The sequence below is a fragment of the Marinobacter sp. F4216 genome (assembly GCF_019931195.1).
GTDB classification, from domain to species: Bacteria; Pseudomonadota; Gammaproteobacteria; order Pseudomonadales; family Oleiphilaceae; genus Marinobacter; species Marinobacter suaedae.
Window position 1 is genome coordinate 153,562 of sequence record NZ_JAIOUO010000007.1, and the last position, 19,143, is coordinate 172,704.

16 protein-coding genes are annotated in these 19,143 nt (G+C 56.2%); 6 read left to right on the forward strand and 10 right to left on the reverse strand.

Features of this window, described 5'->3' with window-relative positions; all coding sequences use genetic code 11:
* Positions 1-16 precede the first annotated feature (16 nt).
* On the forward strand, positions 17-1,009 hold the full coding sequence (locus K8I84_RS14530; RefSeq protein WP_223795498.1) for an MBL fold metallo-hydrolase: 993 nt from the start codon (positions 17-19) through the stop codon (positions 1,007-1,009).
* Positions 1,010-1,012: 3 nt separating this feature from the next.
* On the opposite strand, the gene K8I84_RS14535 is transcribed toward K8I84_RS14530, so the two are convergent.
* On the reverse strand, positions 1,013-2,026 hold the full coding sequence (locus tag K8I84_RS14535) for a class I fructose-bisphosphate aldolase (protein ID WP_223795499.1): 1,014 nt from the start codon (positions 2,024-2,026) through the stop codon (positions 1,013-1,015).
* A 159-nt stretch (positions 2,027-2,185) separates the two neighbouring features.
* Between K8I84_RS14535 and K8I84_RS14540 the strand changes: the two genes are divergently transcribed.
* Complete coding sequence (locus K8I84_RS14540) at positions 2,186-4,270, forward strand: dehydrogenase (protein WP_223795500.1); 2,085 nt, start codon at positions 2,186-2,188, stop codon at positions 4,268-4,270.
* 155 nt (positions 4,271-4,425) lie between these two features.
* Positions 4,426-4,782 (forward strand): RidA family protein, encoded by a 357-nt coding sequence (locus tag K8I84_RS14545; protein WP_223795501.1) that lies wholly within the window; start codon positions 4,426-4,428, stop codon positions 4,780-4,782.
* A gap of 87 nt (positions 4,783-4,869) precedes the next feature.
* On the opposite strand, the gene K8I84_RS14550 is transcribed toward K8I84_RS14545, so the two are convergent.
* Both K8I84_RS14550 and K8I84_RS14555 read right to left on the reverse strand, forming a co-directional pair.
* Entirely contained in the window at positions 4,870-5,445 is a 576-nt protein-coding gene (locus K8I84_RS14550; protein WP_223795502.1) for a hypothetical protein, read from the reverse strand.
* 169 nt (positions 5,446-5,614) lie between these two features.
* Complete coding sequence (locus K8I84_RS14555) at positions 5,615-6,859, reverse strand: permease (RefSeq protein ID WP_223795503.1); 1,245 nt, start codon at positions 6,857-6,859, stop codon at positions 5,615-5,617.
* 217 nt (positions 6,860-7,076) lie between these two features.
* Here K8I84_RS14555 and K8I84_RS14560 point away from each other — a divergent pair, with 217 nt between their 5' ends.
* On the forward strand, positions 7,077-7,307 hold the full coding sequence (locus K8I84_RS14560; protein ID WP_223795504.1) for a ChaB family protein: 231 nt from the start codon (positions 7,077-7,079) through the stop codon (positions 7,305-7,307).
* A gap of 102 nt (positions 7,308-7,409) precedes the next feature.
* Here K8I84_RS14560 and K8I84_RS14565 read toward each other — a convergent pair whose 3' ends face one another.
* The 5 genes from K8I84_RS14565 to K8I84_RS14585 all read right to left on the reverse strand — a co-directional run bounded on the left by K8I84_RS14565 (position 7,410) and on the right by K8I84_RS14585 (position 13,574).
* The gene (locus tag K8I84_RS14565; RefSeq protein ID WP_223795505.1) at positions 7,410-8,105 is read right to left on the reverse strand and encodes an NrdJb; all 696 of its coding nucleotides are present in this window, start codon (positions 8,103-8,105) and stop codon (positions 7,410-7,412) included.
* A 28-nt stretch (positions 8,106-8,133) separates the two neighbouring features.
* Entirely contained in the window at positions 8,134-10,272 is a 2,139-nt protein-coding gene (locus tag K8I84_RS14570) for an adenosylcobalamin-dependent ribonucleoside-diphosphate reductase (protein WP_223795506.1), read from the reverse strand.
* A gap of 544 nt (positions 10,273-10,816) precedes the next feature.
* The gene (locus K8I84_RS14575) at positions 10,817-11,611 is read right to left on the reverse strand and encodes an ABC transporter ATP-binding protein (protein ID WP_223795507.1); all 795 of its coding nucleotides are present in this window, start codon (positions 11,609-11,611) and stop codon (positions 10,817-10,819) included.
* Between the two features lie 9 nt (positions 11,612-11,620).
* Positions 11,621-12,523: an ABC transporter permease gene (locus tag K8I84_RS14580; protein ID WP_223795508.1), complete on the reverse strand. Its 903-nt coding sequence runs from the start codon at positions 12,521-12,523 to the stop codon at positions 11,621-11,623.
* Positions 12,524-12,599: 76 nt separating this feature from the next.
* Positions 12,600-13,574, reverse strand: a complete 975-nt coding sequence (locus tag K8I84_RS14585) for an ABC transporter substrate-binding protein (RefSeq protein WP_223795509.1) — start codon at positions 13,572-13,574, stop codon at positions 12,600-12,602.
* A 253-nt stretch (positions 13,575-13,827) separates the two neighbouring features.
* On the opposite strand from K8I84_RS14585, the gene K8I84_RS14590 reads away from it, so the two are divergent.
* Both K8I84_RS14590 and K8I84_RS14595 read left to right on the forward strand, forming a co-directional pair.
* Complete coding sequence (locus tag K8I84_RS14590) at positions 13,828-15,495, forward strand: AMP-binding protein (RefSeq protein WP_223795510.1); 1,668 nt, start codon at positions 13,828-13,830, stop codon at positions 15,493-15,495.
* 126 nt (positions 15,496-15,621) lie between these two features.
* Entirely contained in the window at positions 15,622-16,107 is a 486-nt protein-coding gene (locus K8I84_RS14595; RefSeq protein ID WP_223795511.1) for a YiiD C-terminal domain-containing protein, read from the forward strand.
* 20 nt (positions 16,108-16,127) lie between these two features.
* Here the strand turns inward: K8I84_RS14595 and K8I84_RS14600 are convergent, their stop codons facing one another.
* The gene (locus tag K8I84_RS14600) at positions 16,128-17,816 is read right to left on the reverse strand and encodes an ABC transporter permease (RefSeq protein ID WP_223795512.1); all 1,689 of its coding nucleotides are present in this window, start codon (positions 17,814-17,816) and stop codon (positions 16,128-16,130) included.
* A 114-nt stretch (positions 17,817-17,930) separates the two neighbouring features.
* Positions 17,931-18,947, reverse strand: a complete 1,017-nt coding sequence (locus K8I84_RS14605; protein WP_223795513.1) for a Fe(3+) ABC transporter substrate-binding protein — start codon at positions 18,945-18,947, stop codon at positions 17,931-17,933.
* Positions 18,948-19,143: the final 196 nt, after the last annotated feature.

The following is a 19,143-nucleotide window of genomic DNA, read 5'->3' on the forward strand; positions in this document are numbered from 1 at the left end:
CTGGAAGGAGAAACCGATGTCTACACGATCGACCCGAAGAAGCAATGGGTTCGTCGCTGCTGCCGCATGCCTGATCAGCATATTCAGTGCCAGTGTACTTGCCGATGACGGGGTGGTCACTGTTACCCCCTTGGGAAGCCACGAAGGGGAGTTTTGCGGGCGCGACCGCGCCCTGATCTTTGAGGACCCAAATGGTACCCGGATTCTATACGACGCCGGCCGGACGGTAGCGGGACCTGATGACCCACGGCTCGGCAATATCGATGTGCTGCTCGTTTCCCACATGCACGGGGACCACGTGGGTGATCGTCGTATTGCCAAGGCCAATCAGGGAAGTTGCGGCGCGCCGGATACTTCTGTAGCAACCTTGCCCCAATCCAATACCGTGGATATCGCCGTCGGCAAAGGGGCGAAAATTGTCACTGGTAGCGAAATGCCCGCCTTTTTTGCTGCCAAGCTGAAGAGCGCCGGGGGCGATCCTGCGAATTCGATGCTGGTTCGATTTGGGGCCGAGGTTCAAGTTGGCGAGGTCGCCATGACCACCGTACCTGCCGTTCACAGTAACGGTGTAGCGCCTTCCTTCCTGACTGGTCCGCTGGCAGAACATCTGAAAGCGGCCGGCGTGGGTGCCAGTGTGGGGCCGCCCACCGGCTATGTTCTGACGTTCACCAATGGGTTGGTCGTCTACCTGTCCGGGGATACCGGGATTACCGCCGAGCAGGAGCTGGTGGTCAGGGATCATTACGGGGCTGAGCTGGTGGTGATGAACATCGGCGATACCTATACCACCGGGCCTAAAGAAGCCGCTTACGTGATCAATGACCTGATCAAACCGAAAGCGGTGATTGCCTCCCATGCCAATGAAGCGGCGACCTCAGGCGGTGCCGTCATCGAGGGCACCCGAACCGCCCGGTTCCGCGAGATGGTCCAAGTGCCCGTACACGTGCCTCTGAGTGGCAGGAACATGGCCTTTGACGGCAATGGTCGTTGCACGGAAGGGTGCGACTAGGGGCTAGCCCTCAAGCGCGGCCTGATATTTGCCAGAGCGGGCGCCGCTATTCAGGCGGGCTCGCTTCAGCAAGGCTTCCTGAGCCGCTTCGCCATTTTCCAATTTGCCTGCCCAGGCTTTCTGGGCGGGTTCCTGTAGTGCCCGGCCGTAGGAAAAACTGAGCGCCCAGGGTTGCGGGCCATGACTATTAAGGGCATTCAGATTGGCCGTGGCTTCTTCTGGCGTTTGCCCACCGGACAGGAAGAAAATTCCGGGAACCGCCGCTGGCACCACCCGCTTGAATATGGTGAGCGTGGCGTCAGCCACCTCGCTGGGTGCAGCGTGAGGGTTGGCCTTTCCAGGCGTCACCATACTCGGTTTCAGAATCATGTGTTCGAGCTGGATTCTGTGCCGTGCAAGTGCGTTGAATACTGCACGAAGCACCTCTTCGCTCACGTCGGCGCAGCGCTCGATGCTGTGGTGGCCATCCATCAGTACTTCGGGCTCGACAATGGGGACGATTCCGCAGGACTGGCACACGGCAGCGTAGCGGGCCAACACTTCGGCGTTCGCTTCAATGGCGCATCGCGAGGGCAGGGTGTCGGAGATATGGAACACGTCACGCCATTTGGCGAAGCGGGCACCCTGAGCCTTATAGCTTTCCAACCGATCGTTCAGCCCATCCAGCCCAAAGGTAATTTCATCACCGGGCGCATTGACCATTGGCTTTTTGCCCTTATCCACCTTGATGCCCGGTACAATGTGCTGGCTCTTCAGTAGCTCGGGTATGGGCTGGCCCTCCAGGCTCGACTGACCGAGGGTTTCCTCGAACAGAATAACGCCACTGATGAACTCTCCGAGCCCCGGGGCAGACAGAATCAGGCTGCGGTATTCCCGGCGGCTGTCTTCGGTGGATTCCACGTCAATGGCGCGGAAACGTTTTTCGATGGTCGGTGCGCTTTCGTCGGCGGCCAGAATCCCTCGATCCGGGCCCACGAGATCCTCGATGGTTGATGCAAGCTCTTCCTGGATGGTCATGCCAGCTCCTTGCTTGTGAGGCAAATGGGTAATCGAATTTTCGCTTTCATTGTAGACCTATCTGAAAGGGGTGAAATTTGATCTGAGCAAAGGAAAGAAGCAGCGCAGTGGATTACCCTTCGGTCAGCACAACAAACAATTCAGGGACAGGTAAGCACTATGAAAACGGTTGTCAGCGTCAGCCAGGGATCATCGGAGTTCGACTATCAGCTTGAAACGGAATTTTTGGGCCAGCCTTTCCGGGTGATTCGTCTGGGGTCGGACGGCGACCTGGAACGCGCGGAATCCATTCTGGACTCAGTGCGTGAACAGGCTGACGCGATAGGGCTGAGCATGATTCACGACCATTACCAGGTCGGTAAAGAGCAGATCCTTCATCCGGACACAGCGCGCCTGGAAGACTGCATACCGGACAAGCCGGTTACCACCGGTGCTGGCCTACGTGGGATTCTACAGGAGTGGGCGGTTCGCCACACCCAGTCAGAACTGGGCCATTTCTTTGATAACGCGCGGATTCTGTGTTTTAACGGCCAGGCCAGTTACCGCATTGCCCGCGCGCTGGCGGAACATACGGACAATCTGTTTTTCGCCGATCCCTACACCGATTTCGGTGTTCCGTACCTGCTGACGTCCCTCAGCCATCTGGAAACCTATACCCGCATTACTTCGCCGTTTATGTATCGGCCGGCGGCCGCCCGTGCGGTGGAAATTGCGCTTCATAACCCGCTTTATCGCCTTGCAGAAGGCATGGTGAAGACGTCGCTCAGTGAGGCAGTGGAGTCTGCCCATGTCATTGTCGCGTCCATCGCTGACCTCGAGGGCATGGGGCAGAAGCAGCTGGATGGCAAGACGATCATTACTTCCCGCGTAACCGATTCTGCCCTTGATTGGCTGAAGGCCCGCAATGTGGCCATGGTGGTGGACTACAGTCCCTGGCTGGAAGGGCGGCCAGTAGGAACCAACGTGATGGAGGCCTTGATCAGCGCCTCGCTGGCACGCACCCCCGAGCAGCTGGGGGCCGATGATTATCTGAGTGTCATCCAGAAACTCGGCATCGAGCCACGAATCATCTACCCGAATGAGTACCGCCGGGTGAACCGGTTTGCCTTCGTTATTCATCCCCTGTCCCAGCAGTACCTGACCAAGACCCCACCGCTGGACTGGATTGCCGAAGTTTCGCCAAAAGGGGTGATGAACCTGGTTGAAAAGGCGATCGCCTACACGCCGCCTTTTATCTATTCCAAGGTAACGGGTATTGCCTCTCCCACGGGGGACGAAGTGGAGGGCTGGCTGATTACCGTGGGTGGAACGCCAAAAGAAATCATGGCCCACGATCCGGAGTTTACCTACAAACGTCTGTTGCAGGCGGCCAGGCTGGCTAGAAAGCTTGGGGCTCAGGTCATGGGTCTCGGCGCCTTCACCAAGGTGGTGGGGGATGCTGGCATCACCGTGGCCAAACGCGCTCCGCTGCCAATCACTACGGGTAACAGTTACAGCGCCTCCGGTGCCTTGTGGGCAGCTCACGAGGCCGTGAAGAAAATCGGCCGTGTGAGTGTTGGCAAGAACGGAAAAATGGCGGGCAAGGCCATGGTGGTCGGAGCCACCGGTGCCATCGGCTCCGTATGTGCGCGCCTGCTGGCCAAGGCTGCGGACGAGATCTATCTGGCGGCGCCCGAGCCCGCCAAGCTGCTGGCGCTGAAAGAAAGCATCGAGTCTGAAACGCCCGGCGCCATCGTCCATATTGCCGGCTCAGCCAATCGGCACCTGGCTGACATGGATATGATCGTGACTGCCACGTCCGGAGCGGGTAAGCGGATTCTGGATATCATGAAGGTCAAGCCCGGTTGCGTAATCACTGACGTAGCTCGCCCGCTGGATATCCCCGCTGAAGACGTGGCCAAACGCCCGGATGTTCTGGTGATTGAATCCGGTGAAATTCAGCTGCCGGGCCATGTCAGAATGAAAGACATCGGCCTGCCAGAGGGTATTGCCTATGCCTGCCTGGCGGAAACCATCGTGCTGGCCCTGGAAGGGCGGTTCGAGAACTTCACTCTGGGCCGAAACATCGAATGGGAGAAGGTGCGGGAAATCTACAAGATGGGCCTGAAGCACGGCATGAAGCTGGCAGCCATCTCCGGCGTGAATGGCGTGTTCAGTGCAGAAGATTTCGATCGGGTACGTACGCTGGCAGCGGAAAAGGATAAGCCAGCCAAGGCGCCGTTGCGGAAGAAAGCGAAGGTGTAGTGGACCCGACGTATCAATCATTCTTACGTAGTGGCAGCAGGTTCGTGATGTACCTGTTGCCTTCTTTGCGTCTGCCTCCTGGTGAAATGGTTACATGGACGGCACCGGTGTAAACTTGCGCTTCCATTTCACACTCAGCCAACGGGGGAGCACCCATGTCAGATATTGAGCGCATTCACTCCACAGACAGAATGAGCCGTATTGTTAAACACAACGGGACCGTGTATCTGTGCGGCCAGACCGCCGGTGAGGCAGACTGGGATATTCAGCGGCAAACCAAGGAGTGTCTCAAAAAGATTGAAAACCTTCTGGCAGACGCCGACAGTGCTGTGGACCGAATTTTGTCCGTCACCATTTATGTCCGCGATATGAAGGATTTTGCCGCCATGAACGCGGTCTGGGATGCCTGGATCAAGGATCACCCAAAACCAGCGCGCGCCTGCGTGGAAGCGCGGATGGCCCGGCCCGAAATCCTTGTTGAAATGTCGGTGGTGGCAGCGGCCAACGGTTGATTACCGATCTCACTGCGGATGCCTGAACTTGGATCAGGCATCCGCAGTGAGTGGTGTTCTATCATCGGTGTGGAAAGTTTTACGGCTCTAGTCGAACAGCTCAGCGAAGTTCCCGCCCTGCAAGCGCAAACCACTCTGGGTGCGCACTATGCCACTTCCGCCGGCAATGACAGCCGCCTTGGCTGAGAAACTGTGAATCTCCCGGGACTTGCAGCCTGCCTGGAATTCGGCCGAGAACTTGACTTTCACCCATCTCTGGTTGAGTGCGGCGAAATTATGAATTCTCGATGGCGCGATGAAATCCAGTCGGGACGTTCGCCCACCGATTGCGGTGCCATTGGGGGCGTTGATTGAACTGGCAATCTCAACTGTGCACACCGAATTTTCTACGGGAACAAAGTCCGCAATCACCTCTACCTGATCGCCGGGCGACACGGCAAAGAGATTGCCCCCCTCGCTGGCGACCTGCCCACCCGGCAGCATGTCTATTGAATCAACGGCGAAAGTTCCGTCAATGGGCTGCAGGGGAAGGCACGTACAATTGCCATCCTCGTCACAGTTGAAATAGTAATTTTCGTTGCAGGGACCGACGCCATCGTCCGCGATGGCCAGGGGAATCTTGAACAGTGCCAGAAGCACTGCGGAGACAATTAGAAAGCGCATTTCGATGACCTCCGTGGAGGCTGATATCGGACCCAAACTATAGGTAGCGATGGTGTGGGGCGCAAATTACGCTCCATTTCAGAAGTTGTTATCCCGTGAATGCGATGTGGGCGCGTAAAGTCGAGAAATTTTGAGCCTATTGCGACTCGTCACAGGGAAAGGAAATCCCTCAGAGTGCTGTCAGTGTCACACCAGCCGTGAGCCAGATGATCGCCATTACCACGAGCACCGACAGAACCTTGTCGGTCAGTGACGGCGAGCCATGATCATGATGATGGTGCTCGTGTCCGTGGTCATGTTTGTTGCGGGCATGTTTGGCCCGGTGCCACAACCAAATCAATCCCACATTGATCGCAAGAAAAATAAGGTTCAGTACAAACTGATAGTTCAGCTGGAAGAACTCGCGCTCTCCCGGGGCGGTGACTGAGCTGAAGTCCGGTAGCAAACCGAGAAATGCCAGCGCGTAATGCATCGTCAGAGCGGCGAAAACAATGGCGGCCAGCATGAGCGCAAGGATGTACAGGGCCATTTTCCAGCCATAGTAATTTGCGTTGATACGCAGGACGGGCAGAACCACCAGATCTGAAAAAATGAATGCCATTACGCCGGCAAAGGTGACACCTTGCCCGAACAGCACCGCCGCCAGAGGAATGTTCCCCATGGAGCCAATAAAGGTGAAAAAGGCGGCCACCGGACCGATGAGGGTCTGGGCGAGCACCGAAAGAAAGCCCGGATTGGCGGCATCTTCGTTGCCAGAACCGAGGAACAGAGCCTGGAAAAAACTCTCCGGTACCATGGCGGAAATGATCCCAGAGACCGTAAACCCAATAAGTACATCCTTCCAGACCATCTGCCATTCCATGACATACGTCTGACCGATGTTCTGCCAGCTTTGCTTGCTCTTCAGTTTTTCTTTCCAGGTGAGATCCTGGTTATCTCCGTTTTCTTGTTCCGAATCCTGTTTCCTGCGGGCCTGGGCCTCCAGGCGGCGGGGACGAGTGATCCGGATAAGAAACCAGGTGACCAGAATCAGGATGATCCCACCGACGTATTCCCCCACCACAAACTGCCAGCCAAGAAATATGGCGATAACCATTCCCAGCTCGATGACCAGGTTGGTTGATGCCAGCATGAAAGCCATTGAGGGCGCGAGGCCGGCGCCTTTATCGAAAATTGCGCGGGTGGTGGATAAAGCCGAGAAGCTGCAGGAGCTGGAGATGAATCCGAAAAACGTTCCGAGAAGCATGCTGCGTGGACCGTCCTTGCCCATCGCCTGCTGCATGCGCTTTCGTGTAATCAGAACTTGTATCAGGCTGCTGATCAGATACCCCAGAATGAATGCCCAGAGGGCCATCCAGAAGAACCCAAGACTGGTCGTTGCCGCTTCACTCCATAGCTGAAGGAAGTTCTGCATATCGGACTCAAGTACTGGAAAGTGTGCCATTCACCCTAGCAGACGTGGAAAACCACATCTATGAACACTTTGAACTTGGCAGGGGCAAGTGCTTCAGTACAGGATGAGCTCGTCCTCAGTCAGGGCTGGCCTTGTGTGGCTTACTGTCGCTGCTGTCAATCCGTCAAATTGATTTCAAGAACCCTTCCCGAATGGGAGACAAAGAGGAGCCGGAACAATGCCCTATGATCGGAACTCCGAACTGCCCAAAGGGGTGAAAGACAACCTGCCCGAGCACGCCCAGGAGATTTACCGAAAAGCGTTTAACTCGGCGTGGGAGGAATACAAGGACCCGTCCGACCGGAGGGGCGGGGCAGGTCGTGAGGAAACCGCGCATAAGGTTGCCTGGGCGGCCGTTAAGAATGAATATCACAAGGAAGGTGATCGATGGGTACGGGACGGGGACTAACCCAGTTGACCTGGTATCAAAGGCCCTGAGCGTTCCGGTTAGCCAATAAAAAAGGCCCGGAAGTATTAAGCTCCGGGCCTTTTTCAGCGCAAGGCGTTCAGCTTAGCCGCACTTGCTGTCTCCGCAGGACAGGCAAGTGGCGCAGCCGTCCATGACGATGACCGCTTTGGTGCTGCACTTGCCACACATGGTGGCGTTGGCAGGGTAGTCGCTGCTCTTCTCGTCGTTGGTGGCGGAGCTCTGGCTGGCTTCGAACTCGGCGCGCTTTTCGGCGAGGATGCGCTTGGTGGTTTCGCTCATCTCTTCGCTTTCCAACAGGCCGATCGCCTTCAGGTGCTTCTCGATCACGGCGCCGATTTCGGCAACCAGTGACGGCATGAATACGCCGCCTTTCTTGAAGTAGCCGCCGTTGGGGTCATACACAGAGCGCAGCTCTTCCACCAGGAAGGTTACGTCGCCACCCTTGCGGAATACCGCAGAGATAACGCGGGTGAGGGCGATAACCCACTGGAAGTGCTCCATGGACTTGGAGTTGATGAACACTTCGTAGGGCTGACGGCTTTCGTGGTCCGTGCCTTCGTTAAGCAGGATGTCATTGATGGTGATGTACATCGCATGCTCTGCCACCGGCGGCTTGATCTTGTAGGTGGTGCCCAACAAGAAATCAGGACGCTCGATGTTTTCGTTCATCTTCACCGGAGCCTGTTCGGTTTGATCCGGTGCCGCTGCTGCGTTGCTCTCAGCGTCGGCTTTCTTGACTCGGTAGCCGACGATTTTGTTGCTGATTTTCACTGTCATGTTCGTGTTCCTATGTCGGGTTCCCAGATCAGTACTTGCCGTAAGTGCCTTCTTTCAGCGCGTCAAACAGGTTAGCAGCGGTGTGCATCTCACCGTCATATTCTACCTGCTCGTTGCCCTTCAGGGTGACTTTGCTGCCGTCATCAAGGGTGAACTCGTACATCGTGTTCTCGAGGTCTTTCTCTTTCACCAGTACGCCCTGGAACGCTTCCGGGTTGAAGCGGAAGGTGGTGCAGCCCTTCAGGCCCTTGTCATAGGCATACAGGTAAATGTCCTTGAAATCCTGATAGGCGAAGTCTGTCGGAACATTGGCCGTCTTGGAAATCGAGGAATCTACCCACTTCTGAGCCGCCGCCTGGATGTCCACGTGCTGCTGGGGCGTCACGTCGTCAGAGGTGGTGAAGTACTCGGGCAGTTTCTTGTCGGCTTCGTCAGAAAACGGCATGGCGCCCGGATTCACCAGCTGACGGTAGGCCAGCAGTTCGAAGGAGAATACGTCTACCTTCTCTTTGGTCTTGCGGCCTTCACGGATGATATTCCGCGCATAGTGGTGCGAGAAGCTCGGTTCGATACCGTTGCTGGCGTTGTTGGCCAGTGACAGGCTGATGGTGCCGGTCGGCGCGATAGACGTGTGGTGAGTGAATCGACCACCTTTCTCCGCCAGTTCTTCAATCAGCTTCGGCTCAACGCTCGCGATCTGTTGCATGTACTTGCTGTACTTGGCGTGCAGAACGCGGCCTTTCACCTTGTCGCCCAGCTTGTAGCCGTCTTTGGCCAGTTCCGGAGCTTTGCGCAGCATCTTCGGCGTGATTTCGAACTCTTCGTCCATGATCGGCGCAACGCCTTTTTCTTCGGCCAGAGTCAGGGACTGGCGCCAGCCCTCTACCGCCATTTCACGAACAACTTCTTCAGTGAACTGCACGGACTCTTTGGAGCCGTACGGCATACGCAGCATTGCCAGCGTGGAGCCCAGGCCAAGAATGCCCATGCCGTGACGACGCTTGTGGGTGATCTCGTGGCGCTGCTCTTCCAGCGGCAGGCCGTTGATCTCTACCACGTTGTCCAGCATGCGGGTGAAGATGCCCACCACCTTGCGGTACTTCTCGTAGTTGAAGCTGGCCTTGTCGGTGAACGGGTAGTCCACGAACTTGGTCAGGTTCACAGAGCCCAGCAGGCAGCTGCCATAAGGAGGCAGGGGTTGCTCTCCGCACGGGTTGGTGGCGCGGATGTCCTCGCAGAACCAGTTGTTGTTCATCTGGTTGACCTTGTCGATCAGGATGAAGCCTGGCTCGGCGTAGTCATAGGTAGAGGTCATGATGGTGTCCCAGATGAACTGGGCTTTCAGGGTGCGGTAGATACGGCATGCTACCTTGCCCTCGTCGTTTGTGACGTAGCCATCTAGCACCGGGAAGTCACGGTAAACGAACTGGGTGGTGTCCGTCAGGTCCAGCTGCTCGTCGTCCACTTCCTTCTGGGTCACCGGGAAAGACAGGTGCCAGTCGTCGCCGTTACGAACGGCTTCGATGAAGTCTTCGGTGATCAGCAGCGACAGGTTGAACTGGCGCAGGCGACCATCTTCACGCTTGGCCTGGATGAAATCGATCACGTCCGGGTGGTGAACGTCAAAGGTTGCCATCTGCGCGCCGCGGCGGCCACCGGCAGAAGACACGGTGAAACACATGCGGTCAAAGATATCCATGAAGGACAGCGGGCCAGAGGTGGTGGCGCCAGCACCCGCGACGTACGCGCCTTTCGGGCGCAGGGTAGAGAACTCGTAACCAATGCCGCAGCCGGCTTTCAAAGTCAGGCCGGCTTCGTGGTTCTTCTCCAGAATGTCGTTCATGGAGTCGTTGATAGAACCCGAAACGGTGCAGTTAATGGTGGAGGTCGCCGGCTTGTGGGCTTCCGCGCCTGCGTTGGAGGTAATGCGGCCAGCCGGGATGGCACCGTTCTGAAGGGCCCAGATGAAGTCCTTCATGTGCTTGGTGCGGTCCGCTTTCTTTTCGACCTCGGCCAGAGCCTTGGCAACACGCTCGTAGGTTGCGTTGATGTCCTTGTCGACCGGTTCGCCGGTTTTGGTTTTCAGTTGGTATTTGCTGCCCCAGATGTCCAGCGAAGCTTCCTGCATCGGAATTGTCGTAACCACAGCTTGTGCCTTAGCGTTCATTGCCACCCCTTTGATAATGCCAGTCTGTAACGCGTTTCTTATTGGCAGTACGACCTTGGACCGTACTGCACCCCTTTTAACTTCAAGTAAGTTCGATCTTTCGTTGCCCGACAGCAATCGAAACCACAACATATTGGGTTTGGAAGGCTCGTCTCGGGCGATGATCCTGGTCCGGATCGTGTGGGCCGGTCGGCTCTGTGCCGTCTCTGCAGCGAGTTTGAGGATTGTGTCCGGAAATGCTGCTGGCCCTATATATGGGTCATGATGGGAGAAAGTATAACAGGATATAGTGGTCTGTGAAGAAGGTCAGACCTATTGAACTCCGGCTGGAAACAAAAAAAATAAATCGAAGAGAGCTTGCAAGTCTGAAACACCAGATGGCATCTGGCTTCCCGGCCTGATCGTAAAAACCACTACATGTTGTGGTTAAAAAATATCCAACAAAGGGAGGGGTTATCGTTACATTGAGCTGTACACCGGGGGGCCCGCCACACCTATAAAAAAGGCGGGAGAATCTCCCGCCTCAGCGCTCTTCAGGCTCTGGTCAGCCAAGAAGCAGGCTGTCATCATCCACTTCGAGGCCGCGCTGTTTTTCGAACAGACCGAGCAGGTCTTTCACTTCCAGTCCTTCACGTTCTTTGCCTTGAATGTCGAAAACAACCTGTCCCTGGTGAAGCATCACGGTACGCGTGCCCACTTCCAGCGCCTGCTTCATGCTGTGGGTCACCATCAAAGCGGTCAGTTTCTGCTCATCGATGATTTTGGTGGTCAGCTCCAGAACGAAAGCGGCGGTTTTCGGATCCAGCGCGGCAGTATGCTCATCCAGGAGAAGAATGCTCGATGGAGTCAGGCTGGCCATCAGCAGGCTCACGGCCTGACGTTGACCGCCGGACAACAGGCCCATTTTGTCACCGAGCCGGCTTTCCAGGCCAAGCTTGAGCGAGGACAGGCTGTCCCGGAATTGCTCCATGTACTGCTTCTTTACCGCAGCCGTCAGGCCCCGCCGCTGGCCGCGCTTGATGGCGAGGGAGAGGTTCTCCTCAATACTGAGTGCTTCACAGGTTCCCGCCAGGGGATCCTGAAACACTCGCGCCACCATGCCCGCGCGCTTATGGGTTGGCAGTCGGGTGACATCAACGTTATCGACGATGATTTCACCGCTGTCCACCATTACCTCGCCGGACAGCGCGTTCAGGAAGGTCGACTTGCCAGCGCCATTGCTGCCAATAACCGTTACGAATTCACCCTGGTTGACGGTCAGGCTCATGCCCCGCAGCGCCGGGTTTTCCAGTGGGGTGCCTTTACCAAAGGTCAGTCGGAGATCGCTTGCACTAATCATGATGCCTCCTCAGGCCTTATTGCGGGTGAATTTGCTGGCTACGGAGCTGCGAACGCCCGGCAGAACGATCGCCAGGGTAACCAGAATGGCAGTGATCAGGTTGAGATCCTGCGCCTGCAGGCCGAGAACGTCTGCATTCAAAGCGAAGGCAATGGCCAGTCGGTAAACGATGGCGCCAATGACACAGGCGAACAGGGCGCGAAGCACGGAGGAGGGGGTGATTACCGCTTCACCGCCAATCAGGGATGCGAGACCAATGATGATAACGCCCACGCCCATGGTGACGTCAGCAGCGCCCTGGCTCTGGGCGAACAGCGCGCCGGCCAGGCCGACGAGGCCATTGGAAATCGCAATCCCCAGTACGATCATTGCGCCGGTTGCAATGCCCTGGGCCCGGGCCATGCGTGCATTGGCGCCGGTGGCGCGCATTGCGAGGCCGGTTTCGGATTTCATGAAGCGCCACATCAGGACCAGGCAGATCATCACAACGATAATGAACAGAAGCACCGGCACCTGATGGAATGCTAGATCCAGGTCGTACCATGGCGTCAGTACCGTTTCCTCGCTCAGCAACGCCACATTGGGGCGGCCCATGATGCGCAGGTTGATGGAATAAAGCGCAATCATGGTAAGGATGGAGGCCAACAGGTTCAGAATCTTCAGTTTTACGTTCAGCAAGGCTGTAACGGCTCCCGCAGCCATGCCGGCCAGGACGGCGGCGCCCGTTGCCAGCCAGGGGTTCCAGCCGTTGATAATGAGCATGGCGGCAACCGCTGCGCCCAACGGGAAGCTTCCGTCCACGGTCAGGTCCGGGAAGTCGAGCACGCGGAAGGAGATGTAGATGCCGAACGCTACCAGGCCGTATATGAGGCCCGTTTCAATGGCGCCGTAGAGTGCGATTTCACTGAGCATGGGTCTGTATCACTATCTGTAAATAAAAAAACGGGCGGGCCCCAGTAATGGGACTCCGCCCGTTTTTGTTCGGATTTTACTCGTCGTTCTGGATAACTTTCTGGGCTTCCTTGACCAGATCTTCCGGCAAGGTCATGCCCATGCCTTTAGCGGCATCCAGGTTTACGAACAGGTCGAGGGTTTCCATGGTTTCAACGGGCATGCTGGCGGTGTCGCCACCTTCAAGCACGCGCGCGACCATGGCACCGGTCTGGCGCCCATGATTGTAGTAGTTGAAGCCAAGGGCCGCGACCGCACCACGATCGACGGTTGCCGTGTCCGCAGCGAATACCGGCAGGTCGGTGCGCTCACCCACGGAGATGACAGCTTCCACCGCACTGATCACGGTGTTGTCAGTGGTCAGGTAAATGGCATCAACCTTACCAACCAGGGAGCGGGTCGCCCCAAGCACTTCGGAGGTTTTGGTGGCGGCGGCCTTCTCCAGCGTCAGTCCGCGGGCTTTGAGGCGTTCTTCCAACAGGTTTACCAGGGAAACGGCATTTGCCTCGCCCGGGTTGTAGACGGTGCCAATTCGAGTGGCATCTGGTACGGCGCGCTTCAGCAGGTCGATGTGTTTTTCGATGGGTAGCATATCGGACACGCCGGTAATGTTAGCGCCGGGAGCTTCCAGGCTGGCTACAAGTTTGGCCGCTACCGGGTCGGTCACTGCAGAAAACACCACCGGGATGTTACGCGCTGCTGCTGCGACCGTCTGAGCGGACGGGGTGGCAATGGCCACAATGACGTCGGGGCTTTCACCAACGAATTTTCGGGCGATCTGGGCTGCGATGGCTGAATTACCCTGTGCGCTCTCGTGCATCACGGTCAGATTCTCGCCTTCCTTATAGCCACGCTCCGCCAGTTCATCCTTTACGCCTTGATAAACAGCGTCCAGGGCAGGGTGTTCAACGATCTGGGTGATGGCAACGGTACGAGCTTCCTGGGCTTGCACCAGGCTTGCAGCTGCAAGCAGTGAGGCACCGATCAGGGTGCGCAGGTTTTTTTTGGCCATGTGCCTGTCTCCGAATTCTTGTCTGGTTGGTTGGGTTTACAAAACTTCAGAACGACGACGGGGCGCAAGTTTACCACAGCCTCTGAGGCTTGGGGGCAGGGATTGGTAGCGGCTTTGTAATGGGGTGGTTAAATTGAATAGTTTCTGGCTTCATCACATTTTGCGCTTTCAGGCTGTGATCAAATACCCTACGAACGTCTTATAACAAACCCTTACAGAACTTATTTTTAGCGGACGAATACAAGGAAGATTCATGGACACCACTAACAGACTCCCACTGGATTTGGTCTACCAAAGGGAGGCCACACTTGGCGATTCCCTCTACATGACTCAGCCAATCGGCGATGGAAAGGTCGTAGAGTACACTTGGGGTCGTGCGGTTGATGAAGCCCGCCGGGTTGCAACGTATCTGAAGTCTCTCAATCTGCCGGAAAAAAGCAGGATTGGTCTGATCTCGAAGAATTGTGCCCAGTGGATCATGACGGATTGGGCGATCTGGATGGCGGGCCATATTTCTGTGCCGCTTTACCCCACGCTGAACGCCGATACGGTCAACTATATTCTGGACCACGCCGAGTGTGACGTTCTGTTTGTCGGCAAGTTGGACGACTGGGACATGATGAAGCCGGGCGTTCCGGAGTCTGTCCGTTGTATTTCCTATCCTCTCAGTCCGCCCAATGATTTCCTGAGCTGGGATGATATCGTTGCGTCCTACCCTCCGCTTGAGGGCAAAACTCAGCGAGATCCGGATGAGCTGGCCACGATCGTTTACACCTCAGGCAGTACTGGTCGACCCAAGGGGGTGATGCTGAGTTTCCGTAATATGGCCTTTGCCGCTGCCGGCGGGACTCAGGTTCTCAGCCTGGGGCCAAAAGAGCGCATGCTTTCCTACCTGCCCCTGGCCCACGTGTTCGAGCGGACCTTCGTTGAACTGGGCTCCCTCTATGCGGGCTTCGAGCTTTATTTTGCCGAATCTCTCGATACCTTTGTTCAGGATCTCCAGCGCGCCCGCCCAACGCTGTTCCTCTCTGTGCCGCGCCTGTGGGTGAAATTCCAGCACGGTGTCCTGCAGAAGGTTCCCAAGCAGAAGCTTGAGCGTCTGATGCGCATGCCGGTCGTGAGCAGGCTGATCAAGAAGAAGATTCTCAAGGGTCTTGGCCTGAATAAGGTCAAGCTGGCCGGCAGTGGTTCTGCGCCTTTGTCCAACGATGTTCTGGACTGGTATCGAGCGCTGGGGCTGGAGTTGCTTGAAGGCTACGGTATGTCTGAGAACTTCGCCTATTCCCACATGAACCGTCCGGGGCGCTCACGGACCGGTTACGTTGGCGAGGCTTTGCCCGGCGTTGATGTGAAAATCAGCGAAGACGGTGAGGTTCTGGTCAAGAGCCCGGCCACCATGATGGGCTACTACAAGGATGAAGAGAAAACCCGGGAAACCTTTACCGACGATGGGTATCTGAAAACCGGTGACAAAGGTGAGCTGGATGAACTGGGGCGTCTGAAGCTGACAGGCCGCATCAAGGAAATCTTCAAAACCAGCAAGGGCAAGTACATTGCGCCGGCCCCGATTGAAAACCGCCTGATGTCTCACGATGCGATTGAGATGGTGTGTGTATCGGGTGCCAACCAGACTCAACCTCATGCGCTGGTGGTTCTGGGTGAGGAGGTTCGTCCGAGGGCCGCTGATGAGAGCTTCCGAAAGGATCTGGAAGCCAGCTTCAAGAACCTGATTCAAGAAGTAAACAAGAGCGTTGATCCTCACGAGCAGCTGGCGTTTATCACGGTAGTGAGTGATGAGTGGTCCGTGGAGAACAGCTTCCTGACGCCGACCATGAAGCTCAAGCGCAACGTGGTGGAAGATGCCTATCAGGAGAAGGTGGACGCCTGGTACGCCAAACGTCAGCCGGTTATCTGGCAGTGATGAGATAATCGATATTGGAAGATAAAAGGCCCGGCATTGTCGGGCCTTTTTTGTGGAGGGCGACATAAGTCTCATTGGTCGTTTGCGGGAGGCGACATAAGCTGAATGCTTGTTCAGGGAGGTTGTATGAGTCAGCTGGATCTTCTTCAACGACGGATAAATGATCAGATTCCAATTTCCCGGACCCTCGGCGTTCGTTTGGAGTTCTGGGACGGACAAACCCTTATTGTTTCCGCACCGCTGTTGCCAAATCGAAACCATCAGGGAACAGGTTTCGGAGGTAGCGTTTATTCGGTCGCTGTGACCGGCGCGTGGGGGCTGACGGAACTGGTATTGTCGGATTTGGGGCTCGATGGTGTTGTCGTTATACAGAAGGGGAGTATCGACTACCTATTGCCGGTAGATACAGACTTCTACGTTATCTGTCGTCTGCCAGGGGGTGAGGTGTCCGATCGTTTCCGGAAAAGCCTTGCGCGCTATGGGAAGGGTCGCCTGGATCTCGTTGCCGAAGTGCATTGCGGCCACCCTCACAGGCGGCCAGCCAGCGATGCCGTTGCCGTACTTGAGGCCAGGCTGGTCGTGCAGGACGCCCGCTCTAAGTTGTTCGGCTAGCTGCGGAGTGAAAACCTGTGCTACCCGATGGAGCGGGTATTGGAAATGGACCGGCTCATCAGAATAATCGGAATGATGCCTGCCAGGACAATGATCAGCGCCGGCAGCGCGCTATGGTAGAGGCGCTCGTCAGAGGCAAACTGGTAAACGTAGGTTGCCAGAGTCTCAAAATTGAATGGTCTGAGGATCAGCGTGGCAGGCAATTCCTTCATGCAGTCCACAAACACCACGAGCGCAGCTGTTAGCAGTGTTCCTCGCAACATTGGAAGGTGTACCCTTATCAGGGTCTTTCCAGGCGAATGGCCCAGGGAGCGGGATGCCATATCCATGCTTGGGGTGATCTTCTGCAAGGCGCTTTCCACACTTCCGGCCGATACTGCTAAGAACCGTACGGTGTAGGCAAATACAACGGCAAAGGCAGACCCGCTCAGTAATAAGCCGGTGCTGATCCCGAACGCTTCCCGGAACCAGCTATCGAGCCAGTTATCGAACCCTGCCAGTGGAACAATAACGCCGACGGCGAGCACGGCGCCGGGCATCGCGTAGCCAAGGCTGGAAAGCCGCATCAGGATTTTCATGCTTCGGGTATTGTGAAGGCGTCGGCTGTACGCCAGTGTGATACCAATTAACAGGGTGGTGATGGCCGCAGTTCCAGACAGGAAGAGGCTGTTAAGGGTGTTCTGTATGAAGTCCGGATTCCAGCTCTCCTCGAAGTAGTCCCAGGCATAAAACGCGAGTGTACCTCCGGGGATCAGGAAGCCAAAGAGGACTGGTACAAGGCATACCAGAACGCAAATCCATTGCCTCGGGGCAGACAAGGTGAATCGTTGGATGGGGTCGCGGTTATCGCGTGCGGCAAATTGCTGCTGGCGCCGGCGCGAGTAGCGCTCCAGAGTCACCAGTATGACGACGAAGGCGAGCATGGTGGTGGCAATCTGCGCGGCACCACCCAGATTACCCAGGTTCATCCAGGTGTCGAACAATCCTGCGGTGAGGGTTTGTACGGCGAAGAAGTCGACGGTGCCAAAGTCGTTCAGGGTTTCCATCAGTACCAGTGATAAACCAACGGCGACCGCCGGTCGTGCGATGGGGAGCACTACTTTGAAAAAAGTACTGACGGCTGAGTGTCCGAGGCTGCGGCTGACGGCAAATAAAGAGGGCGACTGCTCCAGGAATGCCGCTCTGGCCAGCAGGTATACATAGGGATACAGCACCAACCCGATCATCAATATGGCGCCTTCGAGACTCCGAATCTCTGGGAACCAATAGTCGCTGGCATTATTCCAGCCATACCATTCCCGCAGGGTGGTTTGTACAGGGCCAGCGTAGTCAAGCAGGCTGGTGTAGACGTAGGCAATCACATAGGCGGGGACGGCAAATGGAAGAAGTAGCGCCCATTCAAAGAACTTTCGCCCCGGGAATTCGCACATGGTTACTGTCCAGGCCGTCGCTAGTCCGATAACGAGGGTTAGGACCCCGACACCAAGCATCAACTCAATAGTGGTGATCAGGTAGCGCGGTAGCGTGGTTTCCAGCAGGTGAGGCCATATATTTTCCTCGGGGAAGAAGGCCAGGAAAATAACTGATAATACTGGCAGCGCCACAATGGCGGTGGTTAGCAGAGCGGAGAACAGCCATCGGCGGGAGGTGCGTTTGGCCAGCAGGGGCTGGTGTAGCCCAGTGTCTGTGCTGGAAACGGCCTCTGTCATAGTGATCCTGGCTGGTCTGGGTGAGCGGAGAGGGGATTGTAGACAGGTCGTTGCAGGGCTGCAATGACTGAGCTGCCGGGCCGCCCGTAGGTTGCCCGGCAGGGGTAACGCCGATTACTCTCCGTCGTAATCAACCCGGTCAACCATCTTCACAGCTGCTTCCCTGTGGTTGGCAATCTCCTGCAGGGACAGAGCGTCTGGGTTGATGGAACCCCACTCGGTGACGATGCCGGATGGCGCGACGTCAGGGTTGGCGGGGTATTCGGTATTTGCTTCTGCATATACCTGCTGAGCCTTCTCGGAAGAGAGGAATTCCATCAGCTTGATGGCGTTCTCCCTGTTAGGAGCGCTCTTGGTCAGTGAAATACCGCTGATGTTTACATGGGTGCCGCGGCCCTCTGCGTTGGGGAACACCAGTCGAACCTGCTCGGCAATCTCTCGCTGGTTTTCGTCCTGCAGCATGTTGCCATAGTAGTAGCTGTTACCGATGGATAGGTCGCAAACACCTTCGGCAATCGCCTTGATTTGGTCCCGGTCGCCACCCTGGGGTTTGCGCGCCAGATTTTCCTTTACGCCCTGGAGCCATTTTTCAGTCTCAGCCTCACCGTGGTGGGCAATCATTGAGGAGAACAGGGCAATGTTGTAGGGATGCTTCCCACTGCGAGTACAGATCCGGCCTTCCCACTTGTCATCGGCCAGCTGCTCGTAGGTGGTAATCTCGCCTTCTTCAACACGGCCCTTCGACGCAAAGATCAGGCGACCGCGGGTGGTGAGGGCATACCACTTGCCTTCCGGATGTCTCAGGTTCTCCGGAATGTTCTGGTTGAGGATTTCGCTTTCGACACCCTGAACCAGATCCCGCTCGACCAGTTCGTTGATCCGCGAAATGTCCACCGTCATAACCACGTCTGCCGGGCTGTTCCTGCCTTCGCGCTCGAGGCGCTCTGCCAGCCCCTTCTTGGCGAATACGACATTGGCTTCGATACCGGTTTCTTTATTAAAAGCGTCGAGCAGTGGTTCCAGTAGATAAGCCTGGCGGTAAGAGTAGATGTTGACTTCGCCATCCGCAGAGGCGGCCATTGGAAGGGCTGTAAAGGCCGCGAGGGCAGTTGCCGCTAGGGTCTTTTTCATAACGGGTTCCTTGACTTCATGACGTTGTCTAGCCGTCGTATGAGTGGTTAATTGGAAACGCCAACAATTCTCATTTAGGTTCATTGTTAAGTCAAGCGTTCGTTCGCAATTTTTGATTGAAATGGTTGTATGCTTCGGACGTTTTTATAACTATCAGGAAAAGAGAGGACTTTTCTGGGTCGTGCCAAGAGCTAAG

Excerpts from the sequence above, each read along its gene's own strand:
- K8I84_RS14530 (WP_223795498.1), top strand. The coding sequence starts at position 17 with ATGTCTACACGATCGACCCGAAGAAGCAATGGGTTCGTCGCTGCTGCC.
- K8I84_RS14535 (WP_223795499.1), bottom strand. The coding sequence starts at position 2,026 with ATGACCATCCAGGAAGAGCTTGCATCAACCATCGAGGATCTCGTGGGC.
- K8I84_RS14540 (WP_223795500.1), top strand. The coding sequence starts at position 2,186 with ATGAAAACGGTTGTCAGCGTCAGCCAGGGATCATCGGAGTTCGACTAT.
- K8I84_RS14545 (WP_223795501.1), top strand. The coding sequence starts at position 4,426 with ATGTCAGATATTGAGCGCATTCACTCCACAGACAGAATGAGCCGTATT.
- K8I84_RS14550 (WP_223795502.1), bottom strand. The coding sequence starts at position 5,445 with ATGCGCTTTCTAATTGTCTCCGCAGTGCTTCTGGCACTGTTCAAGATT.
- K8I84_RS14555 (WP_223795503.1), bottom strand. The coding sequence starts at position 6,859 with ATGCAGAACTTCCTTCAGCTATGGAGTGAAGCGGCAACGACCAGTCTT.
- K8I84_RS14560 (WP_223795504.1), top strand. The coding sequence starts at position 7,077 with ATGCCCTATGATCGGAACTCCGAACTGCCCAAAGGGGTGAAAGACAAC.
- K8I84_RS14565 (WP_223795505.1), bottom strand. The coding sequence starts at position 8,105 with ATGACAGTGAAAATCAGCAACAAAATCGTCGGCTACCGAGTCAAGAAA.
- K8I84_RS14570 (WP_223795506.1), bottom strand. The coding sequence starts at position 10,272 with ATGAACGCTAAGGCACAAGCTGTGGTTACGACAATTCCGATGCAGGAA.
- K8I84_RS14575 (WP_223795507.1), bottom strand. The coding sequence starts at position 11,611 with ATGATTAGTGCAAGCGATCTCCGACTGACCTTTGGTAAAGGCACCCCA.
- K8I84_RS14580 (WP_223795508.1), bottom strand. The coding sequence starts at position 12,523 with ATGCTCAGTGAAATCGCACTCTACGGCGCCATTGAAACGGGCCTCATA.
- K8I84_RS14585 (WP_223795509.1), bottom strand. The coding sequence starts at position 13,574 with ATGGCCAAAAAAAACCTGCGCACCCTGATCGGTGCCTCACTGCTTGCA.
- K8I84_RS14590 (WP_223795510.1), top strand. The coding sequence starts at position 13,828 with ATGGACACCACTAACAGACTCCCACTGGATTTGGTCTACCAAAGGGAG.
- K8I84_RS14595 (WP_223795511.1), top strand. The coding sequence starts at position 15,622 with ATGAGTCAGCTGGATCTTCTTCAACGACGGATAAATGATCAGATTCCA.
- K8I84_RS14600 (WP_223795512.1), bottom strand. The coding sequence starts at position 17,816 with ATGACAGAGGCCGTTTCCAGCACAGACACTGGGCTACACCAGCCCCTG.
- K8I84_RS14605 (WP_223795513.1), bottom strand. The coding sequence starts at position 18,947 with ATGAAAAAGACCCTAGCGGCAACTGCCCTCGCGGCCTTTACAGCCCTT.